Origin of the sequence: Robertmurraya sp. FSL W8-0741 (assembly GCF_038004005.1) — a bacterium.
GTDB lineage: Bacteria > Bacillota > Bacilli > Bacillales > Cytobacillaceae > Robertmurraya > Robertmurraya siralis.
Window position 1 is genome coordinate 2741969 of record NZ_JBBOQG010000001.1, and the last position, 18309, is coordinate 2760277.

Annotated in this window: 17 protein-coding genes and 1 pseudogene; 2 read left to right on the forward strand and 16 right to left on the reverse strand. The window is 38.9% G+C overall.

Going from position 1 to position 18309, the window contains the following annotated elements; translation table 11 throughout:
• Positions 1-63: 63 nt before the first annotated feature.
• The 12 genes from NST02_RS13275 to NST02_RS13330 form a co-directional block, all read right to left on the reverse strand.
• On the reverse strand, positions 64-1452 hold the full coding sequence (locus tag NST02_RS13275; protein ID WP_095313249.1) for a UDP-glucose dehydrogenase family protein: 1389 nt from the start codon (positions 1450-1452) through the stop codon (positions 64-66).
• Between the two features lie 14 nt (positions 1453-1466).
• A complete protein-coding gene (locus NST02_RS13280; protein ID WP_095313251.1) occupies positions 1467-2618 on the reverse strand; it encodes a glycosyltransferase family 4 protein in 1152 nt (383 codons plus the stop codon).
• A gap of 15 nt (positions 2619-2633) precedes the next feature.
• Complete coding sequence (locus NST02_RS13285) at positions 2634-3161, reverse strand: phosphatase PAP2 family protein (protein ID WP_095313254.1); 528 nt, start codon at positions 3159-3161, stop codon at positions 2634-2636.
• Positions 3162-3394: 233 nt separating this feature from the next.
• Positions 3395-4135: a sirohydrochlorin chelatase gene (locus tag NST02_RS13290; RefSeq protein WP_095313256.1), complete on the reverse strand. Its 741-nt coding sequence runs from the start codon at positions 4133-4135 to the stop codon at positions 3395-3397.
• A 22-nt stretch (positions 4136-4157) separates the two neighbouring features.
• A complete protein-coding gene (gene cobA, locus NST02_RS13295; RefSeq protein ID WP_340949126.1) occupies positions 4158-4934 on the reverse strand; it encodes a uroporphyrinogen-III C-methyltransferase in 777 nt (258 codons plus the stop codon).
• A gap of 22 nt (positions 4935-4956) precedes the next feature.
• Positions 4957-5553, reverse strand: coding sequence for an adenylyl-sulfate kinase (cysC, locus tag NST02_RS13300; RefSeq protein ID WP_095313260.1), 597 nt, complete (start codon positions 5551-5553; stop codon positions 4957-4959).
• A gap of 2 nt (positions 5554-5555) precedes the next feature.
• Complete coding sequence (gene sat, locus NST02_RS13305; RefSeq protein WP_137743995.1) at positions 5556-6716, reverse strand: sulfate adenylyltransferase; 1161 nt, start codon at positions 6714-6716, stop codon at positions 5556-5558.
• 23 nt (positions 6717-6739) lie between these two features.
• Positions 6740-7819, reverse strand: a complete 1080-nt coding sequence (locus tag NST02_RS13310) for an inorganic phosphate transporter (RefSeq protein ID WP_340949127.1) — start codon at positions 7817-7819, stop codon at positions 6740-6742.
• A 14-nt stretch (positions 7820-7833) separates the two neighbouring features.
• Positions 7834-8550: a phosphoadenylyl-sulfate reductase gene (locus NST02_RS13315; protein WP_212933535.1), complete on the reverse strand. Its 717-nt coding sequence runs from the start codon at positions 8548-8550 to the stop codon at positions 7834-7836.
• A gap of 245 nt (positions 8551-8795) precedes the next feature.
• Positions 8796-8942, reverse strand: a complete 147-nt coding sequence (locus NST02_RS13320; protein WP_373315059.1) for a YezD family protein — start codon at positions 8940-8942, stop codon at positions 8796-8798.
• A 115-nt stretch (positions 8943-9057) separates the two neighbouring features.
• On the reverse strand, positions 9058-10782 hold the full coding sequence (cysI, locus tag NST02_RS13325; RefSeq protein WP_137743997.1) for an assimilatory sulfite reductase (NADPH) hemoprotein subunit: 1725 nt from the start codon (positions 10780-10782) through the stop codon (positions 9058-9060).
• Between the two features lie 26 nt (positions 10783-10808).
• The gene (locus NST02_RS13330) at positions 10809-12617 is read right to left on the reverse strand and encodes an assimilatory sulfite reductase (NADPH) flavoprotein subunit (RefSeq protein ID WP_340949128.1); all 1809 of its coding nucleotides are present in this window, start codon (positions 12615-12617) and stop codon (positions 10809-10811) included.
• Positions 12618-12826: 209 nt separating this feature from the next.
• Here NST02_RS13330 and NST02_RS13335 point away from each other — a divergent pair, with 209 nt between their 5' ends.
• Together NST02_RS13335 and NST02_RS13340 are read left to right on the forward strand one after the other, a co-directional pair.
• Positions 12827-13717: a LysR substrate-binding domain-containing protein gene (locus NST02_RS13335; protein WP_212933534.1), complete on the forward strand. Its 891-nt coding sequence runs from the start codon at positions 12827-12829 to the stop codon at positions 13715-13717.
• A gap of 79 nt (positions 13718-13796) precedes the next feature.
• Positions 13797-14099: a DUF5634 family protein gene (locus NST02_RS13340; protein ID WP_095313281.1), complete on the forward strand. Its 303-nt coding sequence runs from the start codon at positions 13797-13799 to the stop codon at positions 14097-14099.
• A 318-nt stretch (positions 14100-14417) separates the two neighbouring features.
• Here the strand turns inward: NST02_RS13340 and NST02_RS13345 are convergent, their stop codons facing one another.
• The 4 genes and pseudogenes from NST02_RS13345 to NST02_RS13360 all read right to left on the reverse strand — a co-directional run bounded on the left by NST02_RS13345 (position 14418) and on the right by NST02_RS13360 (position 18303).
• Positions 14418-15653, reverse strand: a complete 1236-nt coding sequence (locus NST02_RS13345; protein WP_340949129.1) for a sugar efflux transporter — start codon at positions 15651-15653, stop codon at positions 14418-14420.
• Positions 15654-15698: 45 nt separating this feature from the next.
• Positions 15699-17138 carry a glycoside hydrolase family 1 protein gene (locus NST02_RS13350; protein WP_340950012.1) on the reverse strand — a complete coding sequence of 480 codons (1440 nt, stop codon included), beginning with the start codon at positions 17136-17138 and terminating at the stop codon, positions 15699-15701.
• 97 nt (positions 17139-17235) lie between these two features.
• Positions 17236-17397, reverse strand: a pseudogene (locus NST02_RS13355) (type I phosphomannose isomerase catalytic subunit); the annotation flags it as partial.
• Positions 17398-17439: 42 nt separating this feature from the next.
• Positions 17440-18303 (reverse strand): ROK family protein, encoded by an 864-nt coding sequence (locus NST02_RS13360; protein ID WP_340949130.1) that lies wholly within the window; start codon positions 18301-18303, stop codon positions 17440-17442.
• Positions 18304-18309: the final 6 nt, after the last annotated feature.

Consider the following 18309-nt stretch of genomic DNA (forward strand, 5'->3'; position numbering starts at 1 on the left):
AAGATTCATATGTTCAATGAACATTTAAAATCCTATTTTTGAAAGATTACATTTTTCGCTGAGTTAAGTTGTCAAGAAATTTATAGAGGACACTGTCTTCTGTTTCATTGTTTGTCGTTTTAATGATACTTCTTTCAAACGATAAATCGATTGTCTACCGATGGAATGGTACTCAATCGCATATTGAGAAACTTCACTGAGCGCAAAGCAATTACGACCGTCAAAGATAACGGGTCTCTTCATTAATTTTTCATATAATGCCAAAGGGAAATCTTTAATAACATCCCAATCGGTGACGATAAAGGCGAGGTCAGCTTCTTGCAGAGCATGCCGGATATCATCGGTAACCTTTACTTCATCTGGAAGCAGCTTTCTCCCCTTTTCATACGCAACAGGATCAAATGCTATCACTTTTGCCCCATCTTGAATAAGTTTGTTTGCTAATGGCAGAGCTGGAGATTCCCTCAGATCATCTGTGTTCGGTTTAAAGGAAAGGCCGAGGAGCGCTATTTTTAAATGTTTAAGCTTCGCAAATCTCGTCTTTGCCTTTTCAAAAAGAAGTGATTGCTGCCGATTATTTACATGGATAACAGCTTCAAGAAGTTCGAATTGATGACTTAAATTCCCAGCGATTTGCATTAAGGCGTTCGTATCTTTCGGAAAGCATGAGCCGCCATAGCCGATTCCAGCTTTTAAAAATTGCGTTCCGATTCTTGAGTCACTGCCCATTCCTCGAGCGACATCTTCAATATTGGCGTTTAATTTTTCGCAAATGTTGGCAATTTCATTAATAAAGCTAATCTTCGTCGCTAAAAATGCATTGGAGGCATATTTAATTAGTTCTGCGCTCCTTAAATCAGTGCGAATAATGTTCAGATGCAACGGTTCATATAATTCCATTAAGATTTTAGCGCCAACGTCATCATCAGCACCGATGACGATCCGGTCTGCGTGAAATGTATCTTGAAGTGCTTGCCCTTCTCGTAGAAATTCTGGATTGGAGACAACGTGGACATTAATTGGCTGTACCGCATGCTTTTCGATAAATTTCTTTACTATTTCACTCGTACCGACGGGAACAGTGCTTTTTGTGACCACAACGATTTCATCATGGGCTGAGAGACTGATTTCTTTGGCGGCTTCCATCAGATAGGAAAGGTCCACGGAACCATCCTGCAATGATGGGGTTCCCACTGCGAGATAAATAATATCCGCATTTTGAATGGCTTGGCGATGATTCCACGTAAAAGAGAGTCGTCCGCTTTTTAAATTTTGCACTAATAATGTCTCTAATCCAGGCTCATATATAGGGGATTTCCCAGCCATTAAAAGGTTGATCTTGTTTTTATCAATATCAACACAGATGACGTTATGCCCGAGTTCTGCTAGAGATACGGCAGTAACTAAACCAACATAGCCCGTTCCGATTATCGCAATTGCCCTCTTCTCCAAAATGACCCCTCCATTTATAAATTTGCAATCATGCGCTTAGTTTCTGTCTTCGTAACAACGCCTTCGTATTGCATTAAAAGATCCGAAAATATTCTTTCCCATGATTGCCCTAATGCATAATTTCTTGCTTCCAGGCTCATTAATTTTAGAGTAGATTGCTTATTTACTAGTTCAGTGATGCTTTCAACAAACTCGGTTACATTTCCTGGTTGGCATAGTTTTCCAGTTCGTCCATCTTCAATGATTTCTTGAACTCCGCCAGCTTTAGCTCCAACGACTGGAGTTCCACAAGCAAAAGATTCTAGCACAACATTTCCGAAAGTTTCAGTACTTGAAGGAAAAACAAACAGATCAGAAACTGCATAAAGCTCTGCTAAATTCTCTCCCTTGATATAGCCGGTAAACGTCATATTTGCTAGCTTCTGTCCTTGTAGTTCCTCATACAGCGGCCCGTTACCTGCTATTATCCAATGCACTTTATTTTGGATATGAGAAGGCAAGCGCTTTGCGATTTCCATTAAGACATCAAGATCTTTCTCAGGTGCTAGCCGTCCTACATAGCTTAAAATATATGGCTCTGTTATTTTGTATTGCTCTCTTAAGCGAGTAGAAGAAAAATGGGGATGAAATAAAGAGCAATCCACACCTCTACTCCAAATATCTACATTTGTAAACCCTCTGTTAATCAATTCCGTTTTTGTTTCATAAGAAGGAACAAATGTTTTTTTAAATGAACGATGAAACCAACGTAGGTATTTCCATATGAATTTAGATAAAAATTGTAAGTCGTAATATTGCAGATATCGATCAAAATGGGTATGGTATGACCCCACAAGGGGAATCTCAAGTTTTTTCGCATAATAAATACCGGCTAATCCAATATTAAAGGGAGTCGCCACATGAATGATATCCGGTTGAAATTGTTCAAGTTCTTTTTTTATATGGATGACATTTGGTAAGGCGAGGCGACATTCAGGATATAGAAAAAACGGATAACTTGTAAATCTGAAAATTTGGTTGGAAAATAAATCTGTCTCATGACCGTCTGGAACAAATAAACGATATTCGATCCCTACTTTATCTAAATAATCGACAAAGCGTTGAAACGTTAAGGCGACCCCATTAACTTGTGGTGTAAATGTATCGGTAAAGATGGCGATTTTCATGCACGTTTCCCCTCCTTAAAAAATCGATACGGCTAAAATGGCAAAGAGCGAACCTAATAATGCACCTGCTAACACATCTGAAGGATAATGCAAGCCTAAAACGACGCGCGATGCCCCTACACAAAAGCCAATTGGATATAGGAGGAGACTGGTGATTGGCAAATGGATAATGAATGGAGTAATGACGGAAAAAATCGCTGTTGTGTGTCCGGAAGGAAAAGAGTGATCCTTTAATGGATTGATATCAACGTATGCTTCTTTAATCGAGAGATAGGGACGTTCTCGCGGATAAATTTTTTTAATCAGCATGACAATAAGATGGCTAAACAATAGAGCAAGCCCACTTTCAATTCCCCACATTTTTACTGGGGACTCTGCGAATAGAATGATAAACAGGCAGAAAGTGATTGTAAAAGTGGCTCCGCCAAAATAGGTTATACGGCTAAAGAAGATATTTAATGCTTTGCGCTCAAATAGACAGTTTAGTGAATGAAATAATCCGCAATCATAACGATACAGATGATGGGCCCATTTTGTGATCATGAGTAATCCCCCTTTATGTCGTTTTACTTTATTTTAAGCTGTTCGTATATGGGGAATATTAACAGGATGTAAAACTTCATTAAATCTTTTTTGATTAAATTAGGCAAAATGTTTCATGATGACATCAAAAAACCGTTTCCTCTTGATTAAACATTTAAGTAAATTTCAGCATTTCAAAATATAAAAGCCTCCCAAATTGTAATTGGGAAGCTTTAGTAAAGATTATAATTACACTAAACTTGGAGTGCCGCTCCTCTTTTCGTTTCAAGTACTGAACGAATGACAACATTTTGGATTGCATCATGGCGACTTAATGGTTCAACCTGAACAATCTTTGGTGCGAATTTTTGACACCAATGGGTGACTTCTGATAATAGAAGCCCAGAGAACAAGAGATATGGAATGATAATCACCCGTTTTCTTTTTTTGGCGAGCATGCCATGTAATCCTTCTTGAAAAGTTGGTTTTGCTGCCGCAAGATAGCAAGTCGAGATTTCCGTGATTTTTAGCCTTTTCTTAATTCCTTCTTCAATTTCAAAAAAAGCCCTTTGAATATCAGGATCACTGCTTCCTCTTCCAACAATTAAGAGAGCATCATCATGCGATAAATCTTGCACTGCCAATATAATTAATTGTGCCAGTGCATCCAGTATTTCTTTTTGCACCCCAAACGCATTGCCAATTGTGACTTGAACAGTTGGATATTTCTTTTTCAGTCCACCTATCACTTCAGGTATATCTTTTTTCATATGGCCAGCAGAGAGAAGAAAAATCGGAACGATCATAATTTCTGTTGCTCCCCTCGCCACACACTGATGGAATCCTTTGTCTATGGAAGGAGAAGTGAGTTCAAGAAAGCTCATTTCTTGTATTTGAATCGGAATTTTTTTCATGATGTTTTCGATAAACATTTTTGCCTCTAAAGCTCCTTTTTTTGAGCGGGTTCCATGCCCTACATAAAGAATGGCTTTCATCGTAATCACTTCCTAAGTTTATTTAGCTCCCGGTTATTGAAACAATTGAATTCTTTTCAGCATTAAACCAATTTAATTGTCGATTAAGGCCCACTACTTCACCAATGACAATCATGCTTGGATTGACGATATTTTCCCTATCTACGATTTTGCTAATTGTTTCGAGTGTTCCAATTACTGTTTTTTGTTTCATTAAAGTGCCCCATTGAATAATGGCGATTGGAGTATTTTTGTTCTTTCCATTTTTAATTAAATTTTCAATAATTAATGGAAGTTGGCCGATTCCCATATAAACACAAAGTGTATCTACCCCTCTTGCCAAATGGTGCCATTGCTGCTCTGCAGCTTTATCTCCAGCTTGGTGGCCTGTTATAAAGGCAAAGCTTTTGCTTAATGTCCGATGGGTTACAGGGATCCCTGCGTAAGCCGCAGCACCGATCCCTGCTGTAATCCCTGGGACGACTTCAAACGGAATTTGATGATGGATGCATGTTTGCGCTTCTTCGCCTCCGCGACCAAAGACAAAAGGATCTCCCCCTTTTAAGCGAACTACTTGGAGTCCTCTTTTTGCATATATAACAAGAATGTGATTTATCGTTTCTTGTTTCATTGTATGTGCGTGCGGCTGTTTTCCACAATAAATTAATTGTGCATCCTCACGTGCATATTGTAAAAGCTCCTGATTAACTAAGCGGTCATATAGAATGACATCTGCCTCTTTTATATAGCGAAGCCCTTTTACGGTTATTAAATCAGGGTCACCTGGACCAGCTCCAACTAAATATACTTTGCCAACCATAGACCCCTCATCCTTCCTTAAACTATAGAAGATTTTTTTTCTGTAAAAAGTGAATAATTACCTCGACAGATTCCTGAATGGATAATAGATTTGTGTGAATGACTAGATCAGGGTTTTCAGGTTCCTCGTAAGGAGAGTTAATCCCTGTGAAATCTTTAATTTCTCCTCTTCTCGCCTTCGCATAGAGCTGTTTTGGATCCCTCTTCTCACATTCTTCAAGGGGACAGTCAATGTGAATTTCAAAAAATTCATCATCGTCAAAAAGCTCGCGCACTTGATCCCGATCCGCCTGAAAAGGTGAAATAAAAGCTGTAGTAACAATTTTTCCACTGTCGACAAATAATTTGGCAACCTCACCAATTCTTCTTATATTTTCAGTGCGATCCTGTTCACTGAATCCTAGATCTTTATTTAAACCATGGCGAATATTATCACCATCTAGAACATATTCGTTGATGCCATGACGAAATAACTCACTTGAGACCGCATTAGCAATCGTTGATTTGCCAGATCCAGAAAGTCCGGTAAACCAAAGGACGCAACTCCCATGTCCATTCTGGTTTCTCCGTTCTTGCTTTGTTATGGTTGTTTGATGCCATGTGAGATTACTAGCTTTCAAGTTTATCTTCCTCCTGACATTGTTGTTGCTTCTTTAAGACCATCGATTAGGACTTTGATTACTTCTTTTCTACTAAAAGTAGATGGCGGTAAAACACCATTGCTCAGCATTTCTCTAACTTTTGTTCCGGAAAGAATAACCCGTTCTTCTATTCCATGCGGACAAGTTTTGTCCGATGCCATTCCTTCGCATTTTTGACAATAGAAACTATGTTCAAAGAAAAGTGGTTTTATTCCTAATTCTTCCTCTGTGAATTCATTAAAGATTAGTTGTGCATCATAAGTGCCATAATAATTACCAACTCCGGCATGATCCCTTCCAACAATAAAATGAGTACAACCAAAGTTCTTGCGAGCGATGGCATGGAAAATTGCTTCACGGGGTCCCGCATATCTCATCGCAGCCGGGTAGACTCCTAGATGGACCCTTTCCGTTGGATAATAATTATCGAGCAAAACTCTATAACTCTTTAAGCGAATATCTGCTGGAATATCATCTGCTTTTGTTTCTCCCACAAGTGGGTTGACAAAGAGTCCGTCAACCGTTTCCAAGGCAACTTTTTGGATATACTCATGCGCTCTGTGAATAGGATTTCGTGTTTGAAAGCCAACAACTGTTTTCCAGCCATTTTTTTCAAAAAGAGCACGTGTTTCCTTCGGTTCATACCAAACATCTGCAAAGATACCTTTTTCAGGTTTTTTCACGAGAACAATATCTCCTGCAACATAAATACTTCCTCTTTGAAAAAGATTTTTTACTCCAGGGTGAGCAATTTCATCAGTTCGATAGACTTGAACAGCTTCTTTTTGTAAATTTGGCTCAAACCACTCAGATACAGTAATGACGCCAAATGTCTCCCCTTCAAAGTTCAATTTATACGTTTCCCCTTCTGTCAAAGTTTTAGCGATCTCAGGTGTAATCGGTAATGTAATCGGAATCGACCATACGGTACCATTTGCTAGCCGCATGCTTTCTACGACGGATTCGTAGTCTTCTTTGCCAAGAAAGCCAGTCAGTGGACTAAAGAGGCCGGCTCCAATTAGTTCAAGATCGCTTAACGAAATGGCATCAATAGGAATTTCTTTCTCAATCGATTGTATATCGAATGTTGGATTATATAATTGGATTAATGTTCCACCATGTGGTGTTGGTAAAAATGACAAACTTCTCAACCCTTTCCAAAAAATTAACTTTTTTCCGTTAAAGATGTTTCCTTTCTTGCTTGAGTTGGCAAGGAAACAAATTTTCTTTTCATAACAAGAACAATGCCTACAATCAATATCAGCGCCATTGCCAACACGAATATTGGATAGAAATTCTTTTCAATGATTATTTGAATAAGGCTGTAGGAAAGTGTCAGCGAAATAATGGGGGAAACGACCCAAACGGTTAACAATTGAATGACGATCTTCTTTTTTAGGACATTGATACCGTCTTTTACAAAGCCAATACCGATAATCGAGCTCGTCGTAATTTGCGTTAACGGAACAGGGATGCCAAAAAGGGAGGCTGTCATAACGATGCTTGCTCCAGTTCCGGAAATAATGCACCCATCTTCTAAACGTATGCTGGTAATTTTTTTTCCGTTCGTTTCCAGTACCCGTTTTCCGAGAATCAGCGCCCCCAATGCAACAAACAGCCCGCCCCAAAAGATTCCTGATTGAATAGAAAGTATTTTTGCTCCCACCAATGGTCCGACTGCATTTGCAACATTGTTCATTCCTGCCGAAAAAGCTTCAAACATACCCATCACGATCACAATGAACGGTAAAATGCGGCTGATCGAAGGTTTCTCTAACCATTTTTTAATTTTCTTTATTTTAAGAATCATGGAAGAAACAACAGCCATGATGAAGGCAATAAAAGGAGTCAACACCCAGAATAGTAAGATCCATGCCAATTTATCGAAAAATAAAGATTGATAGACAATCCCGACTCCGACAATTGATCCTACAACAACTTCACTTGTCGAAAGAGGGATTCCTAAAATATTCGCTAAAAATAAAGACAAGGCGGCTGAAAGAAGAACTAGAATTGTAACGGATACTGTAAACGTATGTTCCGGAACAATTCCGCTCCCCAATGTTTTCACGACTTCTCCCCCGCCTAAATAGGCACCTAGAAATAAAGCAATGGCACATAGAAACAATGCCATCCCCTTTTTAACAACGCCCGTTCCATAAGCAATTCCCATCGATGCTGCGGCACCTGAAGCTCCTATGTTTAGGGCAAAAAATAATGCAATGAGAATGGCTAAAATCACCATCGTGCCAACCTCCCCTAGCTTGTGTGAAGTCCACACTCTGTCTTGCTACTACCAGACCAACGGCCTGCTCTAGAATCACCCTCATTTGCTACCGGTTGTGTACATGGAAAACAGCCAATACTTGGATAATGATGATCGTGCAATTCATTGTATGGAAGTTCATGTGCTTTAATATATGCCCAAATTTCGTCCCACGTCCAATGGATTAACGGACATATTTTTATATTTTTAAATTTTTCATCTTTATTAAGAAATTCAGTATGAGCTCTTGATGGTGATTGTTCTCGTCTTAACCCAGATATCCATGCCACTTTTTTTCCGATTGCCTCTCGTAACGGAATAACTTTGCGGACATGGCAGCATTGGTTTGGTTCTCGTTTCCACAATGCCGTCCCATATTTTTCGGCTTGTTGTTCTAAAGTAAGAGCAGGTTTCTTTTTTTCAATTCGTAGTGTAGGAAAGCGTCTTTCTATTTTTTCGATCACGTCGTATGTTTCTGGAAAATGTAAAGCTGTATCTAAAAAAATGATATGTGCATCAGGCTTTATTTGATGAATAAGGTCAATTAAGACAATTCCCTCAGCCCCAAAGCTAGAAGCGTAAACGATTTTCTCTTCAGGATATACTTGGTAAGCCCACTCAAGTACAGAATACGCTCCTTTAAAAGGTTCATCCATTTTGAACAGATGGGGAATTGGTTGCCAGTTTTCATAAGTTATCGCGGTTTTCATAGATTAAACCTCCTTTATCCATTGGCTTTGTTAAATAGAATGGTTGTTAAATGATTTTGGGCTCATTTCATGTGAAACCAAAGTTTCACATGCCTTTCTGCATAACTGAAAGGTCAGTGAGAAAATGAGCCAAAAATCAACACCGACATATAACAGAGCCTATCCATTAAAAAAGGCAGACTTCCTTTATAAAAAAGGATAGCCTGCCTCTAGTTGTCTAGTCAGCAAGTGTTTATATCAAATGTTTAAGGAAGACGAATCTTTTCATTTTTTTCAATCTGCACGATCTTTCCATCCTGTACGACTAATGTAATAGATCCAAATTTCATTGTCGTAAGCATTTCTTCTAAATGCTTGATTGTATTTTGCCAATTTGCTTGTTTCAGAGCGATTCGCCCTCCTTTCATGAAAGAAGTTTGTAAAAATCACCTTAGAAGTACTTTTAATCCTACCATTTCGATATGATTTGTCAACATTTAAAGACGAAATATTCTAACTAAATTTCTCTTACTTTACATCATGAAAATTGGTTCCATCTGTTGTCTCTCCAACAATCCCGGCGCGTATCACAAAATCTCCGAAATGTTCCCCTTCTTTTCTCTCCTTTGCGTATCTTGGCAGGAGTATTTTTAGCTCTGATAAAATTTCCTCTTCGCCAATGTTCTCACGATACAATTTACTGAGGCGGCTACCATCAAATGCCGCACCTAAATACATATTGTATTTGCCAAGTGATTTTCCGATAAATCCGATTTCTCCTAATGCGTGTCTGGCACAGCCGTTCGGGCAGCCAGTCATTCGAATCGTGATCTCTTCATCATGCAGACCATTTTCATCAATAATCGTTTCGATCTTGTCAATAAGAGTAGGTAAATAACGTTCGGCCTCTGCCATGGACAATCCGCATGTTGGCAATGCGACACAAGCGATCGAGTTTCTGCGTAAGGCGCTGAAGTGATGTCCATCTGTTAATCCGTAATTTTCCAATAATTCATGTATTTGTTTTTTATTGCGGCTTGACACATTTGCAATAATTAAGTTTTGATTTGGAGTAAGTCTGAAATCCCCCTTATGAATTTTGGCAATCTCACGAATTCCAGTTTTAATTTTAATATTTTCAAAATCTTTCACCCTTCCCCCTTCTATGAAAAGGGTGAAGTTCCATTTTCCTTTTATTCCTTTCACCCAACCGAAACGGTCACCGTTATGATCAAATTGGAATGGTTTTGCTTGCCCTAATGACCACCCCAGCCTTTTGTTTAACTCTTCTTTGACAGCAGAAAGGCCAAGGCGATCAACTGTATATTTAAAGCGGGCATTTTTTCGATTGGAGCGATTTCCATAATCTCTTTGAATCGTGATAATTTTTTCTGCTACTTCATACATTTGTTCTGGTTTGCAAAAACCAATCACTTTTGCTATTTGCGGATAGGTTTCCGGATCACCATGGGTCATCCCCATTCCACCACCGATCACGATATTAAAGCCTACAAGTTTGCCATCTTCAACAATTGCAATAAAGCCTAAATCCTGTGAAAAAACATCGACATCATTTGATGGAGGAATGGCAATGCCGATTTTAAATTTTCTTGGTAAATAAACTGGCCCATACATTGGCTCGGCTTCTTCCAATTCTGGACTACTAAAAATTTTTTCTTCATCTAACCAGATTTCATGATAAGCTCTTGTTTTGGGCAGCAAATCATCACTGAGCTTTTTCGACCATTCATATACTTCAGCGTGGAGCTCCGATTGAAAAGGGTTTGCATTGCTCATGACGTTACGATTCACATCGCCACAGGCAGCAATTGTATCGAGCAGGACTCGATTAATTTCCTGCATCGTATTTTTCATATTCCACTTCAAAATACCGTGCATTTGAAATGTTTGTCTTGTTGTTAATTTAAGCGTTTGATTTCCGTATTTTTCAGCAATTTCGTCCATAATAAGCCACTGCTCAGTTGTAGCAACTCCTCCAGGCAACCGAACGCGAATCATAAATTGATAGGCCGGCTCAAGCTTTTGTCTTTGCCGTTCATTGCGAAGATCGCGATCATCCTGCTGGTAGCTTCCGTGAAATTTTAAGAGCTGGTTTGAATTTTCAGATATTCTTGCATGAAGCGGGTCTGCCATCTCTTCTTTTAATATACCTCTTAAAAAATTGCTCTCTCTTTTTAATTTTTCATTTTTACTTGGAGGGCCATCAGGGGCTTTGATCATTTTGTCTGCCATTATTCATTCTCCTCTCACCTGAATCTTTAATATACATCTCTTTGATAGCGCCTTTGCTGCTGAAGTTTGCTCAAATATTCTTCTGCAAGTGTTCGACTCACATTCCCTTCCTTTTCGATAATTTCAATTAAGGCCTCGTGTACATCCTTTGCCATATTCTTCTCATCTCCACAAATGTAAAGGAAAGCACCTTCCTCAAGCCAGGAGTATAGTTCTTTACTATGCTCTTTCATCCGATGCTGTACATAAATTTTCTCTGATCCATCGCGGGAAAAGGCGACACTCATTTTAGTAAGTACTTCATTGTTTAACCATTGATTCCATTCTGTTTGGTAGAGAAAATCAGTCATAAAATGCTGATCTCCAAAAAACATCCATGATTTCCCTGATGCCCCTTGTTCTTCACGTTCTTGCATAAAAGCGCGAAATGGAGCAACTCCTGTACCTGGTCCAACCATAATAATCGGCGTACTTGGATCATCTGGAAGGCGAAAGTTATCATTAGATTGGATATAAACAGGGATCTTGTCACCAATAGAGATTCTTTCTGCACAGAAAGTAGAACAAACCCCTTTTCGATTTTTTCCATGGGCGGTATATCGGACTGTACCAACCGTTAAATGAACCTCGTCTGGGTTTGCCTCATAACTGCTTGCAATCGAATATAAACGCGGCGGTATTTTGCGTAATACCGATACAAATTCTTGTGCTGAATGGCCCCATGTGCCAAAATCTTCTATAAGATCAAGAAGATCTCGCCCTTCAATGTAGTCTCTAAACGCTGTCTCGTTTCTAGCTTCCAGAAGTTCGTCTAAATCGGGGTGCTGAAGCAATTCTTGAACCTTTTGCAAAAGCGGCTTTGTAATGACAGTAATTTCATAGTGGCTCGTTAATGCTTCTTTTAATGATAAAATCTCGCCTTGTTTATTAATTGTGACAGTTTCATCTGCGCCCCATTTTAAAACGTTTAACAAAGAATCAACGAGCGCAGGATCATTTTCAGGAATAATCCCTAAACTATCTCCTGGTTTGTAGGTTAGCCCCGAGCCTTCTAGTGATAATTCTAAATGGCGTGTTTCTTTATTAGAGCCTTTTCCGTTTAAATTTAGATTTTCCAGTACTTCAGCTTTAAAAGGATTGCTTCTCGAAAATGTAGAAACGGTTGGCGCAGTTGATAAAAGCTTCAGTGCTTGAGGTTCGCCGGCTGGATTGGAATCTTTTAAACTTTTGATTACACCTTCTAGCCATTGCTCGGCTGGTTCATCATAATCGAGATCGCAATCAAAGCGAGGATAAATCCTTGTAGCGCCAAGTTCTTCTAGTTTACGATCAAACTCTTTTCCTACCTGGCAGAAAAACTCATATGAGCTATCTCCAAGTGCCAAAACGGAATAGTGCAAGTTCTCAAGTTTTGGTGCTCGTTTCCCATGTAAAAATTCGTGAAAGATAATGGCATTATCAGGGGGATCCCCTTCACCATGGGTACTAACTATAATGAGTAGCTGGTTTATCTTTTTTAGTTGATTTGGCTTAAAATCGTTCATGGCTGCGACAGTCACTTTAAAGCCGTTTTTTTCAAGCTCCTCTTGCGCTTTTTTTGAAAGTCCCTGGGCATTTCCTGTCTGTGAACCGTATAGGATCGTAATTTCTTCCTTTATCGTCACAGTCGGTTGCTTTTTATTACTGACCGCCGTTGTCCCACTATCTCTAGATATGGAGCCAGAAAAAAAACCACTTAACCAGATTTTTTGTGAATCTGTTAAAGTTGCGAGTAATTGATTTATAAGTTCTGCCTGCTCCTGATTAAATGGACTGTTTCCTACTTGAATTTGCAATACTATCCACCCCACAAAAAATTTGGTAATATATCATTATATTTACTTTTCCTATCAAATAAGTTGGTTTTATAATAAAAAAAATCTCATCCTCGAAATTTCTGAAAGGCATTTAACTATGTAAAAACTTTAACGAAGAAAAGTCAATATGTAAAATAATTTTAAATAATCGGAATTATTGAGATTCCTAATCATAAGGTGGGAGATGAATGCAGTTAGAAGAACTAAAAACATTTGTGACATTAGCTGAAGTGAAAAATTTTACGAAAACAGCGGATAAACTTTTAATGTCTCAGCCAACCGTCAGCCTCCATATTAAAAATTTGGAAAAAGAATTTAATACGGAGCTATTTCAACGCTCACCAAAATTTTTAAAAATAACACCAAGTGGACAGTTACTCTTAAACCGTGCAAAAGAAATTATTGAAATTTACGATCGAGCGAAACAAGAGATTTTGGAGTACCACCATAAAATAGCAGGTAAGCTGACGATTGGTGCGAGCTATACGATCGGTGAGTACATTCTTCCCTCCCTCCTTTTTGAGTTACAGAGAAAATATCCTGCTCTTGAAATCGAAATCATGATTGGGAATAGAGAAGAAATATTGCAATCTGTTCGCCAGTTTCGTATTGATATTGGCTTCATTGAAGGCGAGGCTAAGGAAAATGAGCTTCATATTATTCCCTTCATGGAGGAAGAGTTTCTTGTTGTTTCTTCATCTGATCATCCACTCGTTCATAAAGAAAAAATCAACTTTTCTGAACTGATTAATGAAACCTGGTTATCACGAGAAGTAGGCTCCGGTAATCGCGATTTTCTAATGGAGGTCTTGGCTAAAAATGGTCTAAAAATAAAATCGCTTTTAACGATGAATAGCATTCAGGCAATTAAAGAATCAGTAATAAATGGACTGGGACTTTCCTTGTTAGCGCAAAATTCTATTAAAAGAGAAATAGCACATCGCTATTTAGCTGTTCTTCCAATCGCTCAGCAGTCATTTAAAAGATCTTTTTCTTATGTATATTCCCCAATTATGAAAAATAACAAAAATGTTGAAGCCTTTATTTTAGTATTGGAAGAGCAGTGGAAGCAAACATAACGATTGGTAAGGATTTGGATAATTTACAACTTAAGTAGCCATATTAAATACATCGAATTTTTCTTAAGGAGTGACCGTATTGGAGTACTTATCTAGAACACAAATCATAAATGAGTTACAAAAGCCTTTTCAAACATATCTTGAACAATATGAAATTGATGAAATTGGGATTTATGAGGAAGCTGGGCAGGAGGGTATTTACCATATGGGCTATACTGTTACAAAAGACGGAAAAACCTATCATATCCACACATCTTTTCAAAAGAATAAAGATGAATTTTTAGCTCCTTTAGATGATTTGTGGACGCTAGAAACTGACGAGCCTACTGAGGATGATCGCACTGGTTATCGAGATTTAGTGAGTGTATTTCGGAAGATTTAAAAATACAATTCTCAAGCTTTACGAGTGAAAAACGTAATCTGTAATAGAACGAAATCGCTCATGTCTAAATGGATTTTATTTCAAAATATAGATAGAATCCCAACGTGGTTAGATTTCCATACCGGGTGACGCTTTTTCGCGGGCGGGGCCAAGCCGCTTCCCACACTACTAGGAGCGGAGATCAGCCTTTTTCCCACCATTCCTAAACAAAAAATGACAAAAAAGGTAGCGAGAAGGGCTTCTCACTACCTTTTTGTCGACAATCTGAAAGCTCGTTTCCTTTATTTGAGAAATGAGCTTTACGCCACTCTTACAGTGTTATAGTCCATGCTCTTTAGTATTAACCATTTCTACATTGAATTTTTGTTTCCCGAAAAATACTAAAAATAGAAAACCTAGCCCAGCAAAAGCTGAGTAAATGAGAATAAGATTTCCGTAATTAATAAACGTTGAAATGAAACCAAATAATAAGTAACCGACCGTTTGCCCTATTTGTGTCGCATTCATGTACAGCGTCGTTGCTGTACCTTGTGCCATTGGAATAAAATCTTGAAAATATGAGATCGCAATTCCTGCGGTAATCGATACTTGAGCCGCACTTAGTATTTGCAGTGGATAGATTTGCCAGGTTTCTGTTACAAGGCTAAACAATAAGAAATAAGTAAAAGCAATAAAAAATCCTACTTTAACAAGCAGTCCGTTATCCATTTTTGTTGCTAGGATGCCAAGTACAATCATAAAAGGTACCTCAAATATGGGAGGAACGCTGAAAATTACTCCTACATCAACCTCTGTTCCATCAAGGACTTTCGTTACAAACTGAGGAACATTTAACATATGGATTGATGTCGCAGCTGCTAGTAGCAGAGCGGCAGCTAGATTAGCAAGAATATGTGGCCTTGACAAATAGTTCATTACTGGTAAGGATTCTTTTCGTGCTTCAGTTTGTGTCTCTATATTTTTCAAAAAAAAGAAAATCGTTAAAAAAGCTAATAAATAGCCTGCTGCGACAAATAAAAATAATCCTTTGAACCCAATCATAATAAGTAACCAGGAACCCAATGCGGGTCCAATCGTCCATGACAGTGCGAAAAACATGCGAAAAACATTCATGACAAAAGGGGTTTCTTCGCTGGCAATATGAGCAGCCTTTAAGGCATCTCTAGCATATGCCCATAGCTGCGGCACTGCAGCGGCTGTTGTCCCAAGTAATACAAAAGCTGTTATGAGCAAGGCTGCATAATCACGCAAAAAGGCAAACGAGGTATAGCCTAGAATCCCTGTTAAGGATGTGAGCAGTAATAATGTTCTCCGGCTTGTTTTTGTGTCGGACCGTTTGGCGATATAACTGCTAATCACTACTCCACCGACCGCCATAACAGTCATAAAGATCCCGAAGCTTGCGTTTGTCATCCCTACTTCATCAATGCCGAAGAGAGATGAAAAGGGGACAAAGAAAGACATCGACAATCCAAAAATCGTATTAATAAGAAATAAGATTGGAAAGGACGGGATTGCCCATACAAATCGTATTTTTTCTATAATCTTTTTCATTAGCAGCATCTATCCTAACAATAAAAATATTAAGTGATCACTATCTTATAAAACCGTGCCGTTGGAAGCAATCACTTTCTTATACCAATCAAAGCTTTTCTTCTTCACGCGGCGAAGATCATGTTCTCCTTCCTCATGCTGATTGACATAAACAAATCCATAACGTTTTTGGAATCCGTTCAGCCAACTCAGTAAATCGGTAAAAGACCAGACACAATAGCCAAGTACGTCTACTCCATCGGAAATGGCTTCTTGCATCGCTTCGATATGGGTACGAATATAGTCAATACGATAATTATCATTGACAACATCGTCTTTTTCCAGCTTGTCAAAAGCTCCTAAACCATTTTCACTAATTAAAATTGGTAAGTTGTAGCGATTGGTTATGCGGCGCAGAGCAATTCTAAGGCCAAGAGGATCGATATTCCAATCCCAGTCAGTTCTATCTAGATGAGGATTCTCTACTGTTTTAAAGACCCCTGGAATCCCTGTATCCTCCGAGGTGCCTTTTTCCCCAGTCGTATTAATTTTGGCTATTCCTGCTCCGTTGTTTAAAGGGTTTTCTTCATAGGTTGTTGTTTGATAATAGTTGACCCCCATGAAATCAGGAGTACCTTGACTCAATAGTTCAAAATCTCCTTCTTCAATTTGAGGAGCAAGACCGTTGCTTTCTAAATAATTCCAGACGGCTTTCGGATATCTCCCCCATGCATATATGTCCATCCACCAATGGCTATTTAGCTCTTCCGCATTTTCAGCAGCGATAATATCTTTTGGATTGGATGTTCGCGCATAGGCAGGCGAATAGGCAAAACTTGGGCCGATTTTTCCATCAGGCACATATTTTCTAAATTCTTTAATGACACTTGCGTTAGCTAGATTTGCATGATGGTTGACTTGATAGAATAATTTATCATCCATGACACCAGGAGGATGAGCGCCCAGACGATAACCTAGCATTGTAAAAATATTTTGCTCATTAAGGCTGACCCAATATTTTACACGATCACCAAAACGCTTAAATAATTCAACACTGTATCGGGTAAAATCCGAGATAATTTCTCTAGATTCCCAGCCTCCATATTCATCCTGTAGAGCTTGTGGAAGATCCCAATGATAGAGCGTCAAAATCGGCTCAATCCCTTTTGCTCTTAAGTCGTTAATTAAATGCCCATAAAATTCGATCCCTTTTTCATTTATTTCACCGCGGCCACTTGGGAAGATTCGAGTCCAAGCAACAGAAAAACGATATGCTTTCATCCCCATTTCGGCCATTAATTGGATATCCTCTTTATAGCGGTGATAATGATCGACAGCGATATCACCTGTCGTCCCCTTAAATGTTTTACCAGGAATTCGAACAAATTTATCCCAGTTCGAAACACCCTTTCCATCAACATCCCAAGCCCCTTCTACTTGATAGGCTGCTGAAGCTGCACCCCAGAGAAAATGATGGGGAAATGGTTTAAGTTCTTTATGGATCATGTCCTTCACTCCTCTACTTGTCACAATAGTTCCTTTATTAAAAAGGAAAGATGCTCTTTCATCCCCTGCATGCAGACCAACCTTCATTCATCATTCACTCAGCTAACGTTCTCTCTGCAAAATGCCCATTTTCAATGATCGATGGACCGTTCGGATGGGCAGAAATCGCCCAGCATTCACCCGTTTTTTCTGAAGGAATTTCATAGCCATATCGTTTCTATAATGATGTACCACCCCAGATTCTTTCAAGAAAAATCAGTTTTAAAAATAATGGTTCAGTTGCAACTTTGTTCCCCTTTGTTTAGTTTTGTTGCAGTGCCTCATAAGCCAGGAGTAAGGCACCTGTTATACCAGCATCATCCCCCAATTGAGGAGCAACAATATAATTGGTTAATTCAGGTAGTTCAACATAACCGTTTACAAGCTCTGTTAAATGCTGATAAATATAAGGAAACACATGTTTTTGCTTCATTACTCCACCGCCAAGAATTATTTTTTTCGGTGATAGGATCAGAATATATTGCATAAGTGCCTGAGCAATATAATAGCCTTCTAATTCCCATACTTCCGAGCGTTCCGATAGAGTTCTTCCTGACTGTCCCCAACGTTTTTCAATACTTGGACCTGAAGCTAAGCCTTCTAAGCAGTCTTTATGATAAGGGCAACTTCCTGCAAATAAATCTTTTGGATGACGCCGGACATAGGTATGTCCCATTTCTGGATGTGACAAGCCCTGTAATAATCGTCCTTGTACTAGTGCTCCTGCTCCGATTCCAGTCCCAACAGTAATATAAAGACAGCTATCTAGTCCGATTGCAGCTCCAAGTTTCGCTTCCCCTAAAGCGGCTGCGTTGACGTCTGTATTAAAACCGATTGGAACTGGAAATATTTCCTTTATCGTTTTTGTGAACGGGAAATCTCGCCAAGCTGTTTTGGGTGTAGAAGTAATATACCCATAGGTAGGGCTTTTTTTATTTACATCTATTGGTCCAAAAGAGCCGATTCCAATTGCGTCTACTTTAAATTTTTGAAAGAAAGTGCTCACTTCCTGGAGTGTTTCATTTGGTCCAATTGTGGGAATTTGTATGCGTTCAACAATCATTCCTTTTTCATCGCCAACGGCGCATACAAATTTTGTGCCACCTGCTTCAATGGCTCCTAGCATAGCTCA